Here is a 3,550-nt window from a genome sequence, read left to right as displayed (position 1 = left end):
ACCGGACGTTGCCGGGAAAGGCTGGCCGGCGCCGGCAGCGCAATGGTCTGCGGCCAATGCGGGGTCACCTGCACCTGGGTGTTAGGTGCGAGCAAGGTGACCAATGCGGCGATGCCTTCAGCATTACGCGTGGGCAGACGCATCACACCGAGCAAGGCCAGAAAGCGCGAGACCGGCGTGCCGACCTGTTGCGCGGTGCCGGGAATGCCCAGGCCGATCAAGCCCAGCAGGCACTGCGAGGTGGCATCGGTGCCGCCCGCTTCGAACGTCGCCGGGTAGGAGTATTTGCGCCAGATCCGGTAGAACTGGGTGAATATCCGGTGATTGAAAATATCGAGGAAGGCTTCCAGCGCCGCATGCCCTTCCCGACGCTGCGCGATGTCGTCCAGATACACGGTCGGCATCGGCGAATCGACGCCGTACAACCCGAGCAAGCGGGTGCGTACCGTCGCCGCACGCTCCGGGTGTGCTTCATCGATTTCAATCGACTTCAACTCGCCGGCCGGAAAGCCCATGCCCGGATCGGGCCGAAAGCGCACGGCGTCATCCGCCGGGTGCGCGGTACTGCCCAGGGGTGGGTGACCGGGCAAGGCCTGTTCCAGTAACTGGCAAAAACGCTGCAGATTGGCCTCGGCCACCTGCCCTTGCAAGGCGTCCAGCAAACCGCTGGCGTTCAGCCGGGAATACGCTGACTGTGATTCTCGTTCCATCGCAGGCACTTTCCAGTAGGTTGCAGGATCAGCGTGAGCTGGGTGTACAAATGAATGTCGGCATACAAGGCGAAGAAGCGATTGAGCATCTCGCCGAACAGGCTGATGTCGCCTTCCCCTGAAAAACCATTGGCATCGAGGGTGATTTCGATATCCACCCCGCGTAGCAAAAAGCCTTTCTCGAAACGCTGGACCACGTGATGACGGACCTCGACGATCGCCGCCAGACGACGACGGTTGAGCTCGCTGCCCGTCCAGTCGTACAGAGCCAATGTGCCGCGCAACACTTCGGCGTTGTCGAGCATCGGCAGGAAGTTCGAGCCCAGGTGGCTCAGGACCCGCCAGTGAAAGCGGTCGCGGTTCGGTGGGTAGCATGGCAAGCTCGGCGCGCACAGGTTGCGCACGCGCAAACCGGTCTGGGTGGTTTGCACCAGCGTATCGAGCAACGTGCTTTGCAGCGCCTTGCGCGGCAACTGGCCGTGGGTGCCGGTCAGGCGCAACGACAGGCTTTCGCTGTTGCGCAGCCGGTCCTTATCGAAGCCGTCACCGCCCAGGATCAGCCAGGTGTCATGCAAGCCATTGGCGGCGCGCTTGAGGCGCGTATGAAAGTAGCGCTCGGGAGCATCGTCGCGCAGCATGCCGCCCTTATGGCGAAAGCTGCTGAACGGCACGTAGTCATGGCGCACGGCGTTTTTTGACGAGGTGACCTGATCGACCGAATAAATTTCAGTATGACCGTCCTGCAAGCGCATTGGCCGTAGCAGGTAGTCGGTTTGTAACGGCGCCAGCGTCAGCGGGTCAGCCTCCAGCGCAAACAGATTGATCACCGGCACGGCATGCAGGCGAATATGTTCGCTGCTCACACTGAATTCCTTTGGCCATGCTTCACGCAGCACCACGTCCAGTTCGAACCAAGGCACATCAGCGCTGATGCTCAAATGTTCCAGGCCACAGAGGGTTACGAACATGAATTTCTCGCGAAAGGTGAAGTACTCCAGCAGCAACTGATAACCGCTGAACGCACTGTCACCCTTGGGCCACAGCCGATCCTCATCAGCAAACCCCTTGGGCGCAAAATGGCCGTCCAATGCCTGGCGCTCGTGCTGCTCCGGCAGGCGCACGTACAACGCCTGGGTGTTCAGCGTCAGCGCATGGTGCAAGGCGCTGGCCAGCGGTGCATCGGCACTCAGGTAAAGCGGCAGGCGGCTCAGCTCGATCTGGCTCCAGTCCGTCAACGCGCCGCAGGCAAAGCGCAGGCGCAACAGCGAGCGACCGTCCGGCTCGTAGGCCAGTCGCACCGACTCCAGGGCCAGCGGCTGCAACGTCAGATCCTGAGTGGTGGTGTAACGACAACGGGTGCGTTGCGGACCAATGGGTTGGGATAACACCTCGAAACCCTTGCCGACCAACTCGCTACGTTTCATCTGCGCGAGCTCAGGGACAAACTCGACAACCGACAGCGAAGGAATGGTGCGCAAATAGTGAGGCCAGAGCAGGCTGACCAGCCCCTCGGTCAACTCCGGTAAATCATCGTCGAGCTTCTCGCGCAGGCGCCCCATCAAGAACGCAAAGCCTTCGAACAGGCGCTCCACATAGGGGTCTTGCGCGCCCGGTTTGTCCAGGTTGAGCTGCGCCGCCCGATCCGGGAACGCTTCGGCGAATTCCTTGCCGGCTTCGCGCAGGTAACGCATTTCGGCGTCGTAGTAGCGCAGGGTTAAATTGTCCATGCTCACAGATAGATTCCTGATGAATGAGGGTTAGCCGCAGAGCACGGCGGCGCATACCGGGTCGATGGCGACCAACGCCGCCAACAGTGCTTCGGTGCGCCGGGCGAGCGTGGGTTTGTCTGCATCGGTGCGCTGCGCTTTCAGACGCAAGAGCTTGAGCAGCCGGGCCTTGACCTCGAAATTCAGCTCCGGCTCCCAGTCCGCCAGCGCGTGGTGCTGCGCGGTAGCGTCCAGTTCGGCCAATACGTGCATGGCCAAGTCGCCCTTGCCGTATTGCTCGGCTACACGCGCCATCAGCAGGCGCAGCAACCAGCGTTGGCGCCCGGTCTGCATGCCCGGCCGGGCCGCCAGCCAACCGAGCGCCATGTCCACGCCCTCTCTGTCGGCCTGGGCCACTGCCTCGTCCTCCAGCGACAAGATCTCGGCATCGCTCGTGGTCAGCACCGTCTTCGGTGCCGGTAGCCATTGCTGCGTGCGGTTGCCACTGACGTGCTGGGTGATCCAATCGCGGGTGGTTTCATCGGCGAAGGGCGTGCCGTCGTTCCAGCGCAACAGTTCCAGCCCGGGCAAGCGCTCGAGGAACATACCCAAGTCACGCTTGATGATGTCCGCCCAGCCATCTTGTGGTGCGGGTTGTTTACTCAGCGCCTGGTACAAGTACCACTGCAAATCCAGCCAGAAGTGGTTCACGCCCTCGGCGTACATTCGTTCGACCTGATCGAGTAATTCAGTCCAGCGTTGTTGCAGGAAAAGGCGCTTGAGCTGCGCCCGATAATCACCTCGGGGAGATGCCAGCCGCGTATTGCCGCTGGCTTCCTCAGGCGGCACCTGGTGTACCGTGTCCCAGCGCAAACTTTTCATCAGCCGATGCGCCGCCAGCCAGCCCTGGGGCTGCTCGCGTAGATAGCCCGCCAACGCCCTACCGCTGTCCAGCAAGTCGCGCCCGGACTTGATGGCCGTGGCGCTCGGCGCCGCCGTCTGCACATTCGATTCGTGACTGGCGCTGTGCTGCGGCACGAGCGCATCAACCCCTCCGGACTGCGTCAATCGAGCGGACAACGCGCCGTATAGCGCACCAAGTGCCGGGCGCTGATCCTGCGGCCAGGCCTCAAG

Annotated in this window: 3 protein-coding genes; all 3 read right to left on the bottom strand. The window is 62.2% G+C overall.

The genetic code is table 11. The features are described from left to right. On the bottom strand, nt 1-710 hold a 710-nt coding region (gene tssG, locus L9Z73_RS27375; RefSeq protein ID WP_247407770.1), incomplete at its 3' end, for a type VI secretion system baseplate subunit TssG. Beyond that, on the bottom strand, nt 674-2,443 hold the full coding sequence (tssF, locus tag L9Z73_RS27370; RefSeq protein WP_247407768.1) for a type VI secretion system baseplate subunit TssF: 1,770 nt from the start codon (nt 2,441-2,443) through the stop codon (nt 674-676). The genes tssG and tssF, both read right to left, overlap by 37 nt. 24 nt (nt 2,444-2,467) lie before the next feature. Continuing rightward, nucleotides 2,468-3,550: type VI secretion system protein TssA (gene tssA / locus L9Z73_RS27365; protein WP_247407766.1), on the bottom strand; the 1,083-nt coding region annotated here is incomplete at its 5' end.

Origin of the sequence: Pseudomonas emilianonis, assembly GCF_023072625.1 — a bacterium.
GTDB classification, from domain to species: Bacteria; Pseudomonadota; Gammaproteobacteria; order Pseudomonadales; family Pseudomonadaceae; genus Aquipseudomonas; species Aquipseudomonas paraveronii.
The sequence above is the reverse complement of the archived record's forward strand: the minus strand, read 5'-3'. Positions and strand labels throughout refer to the sequence as shown.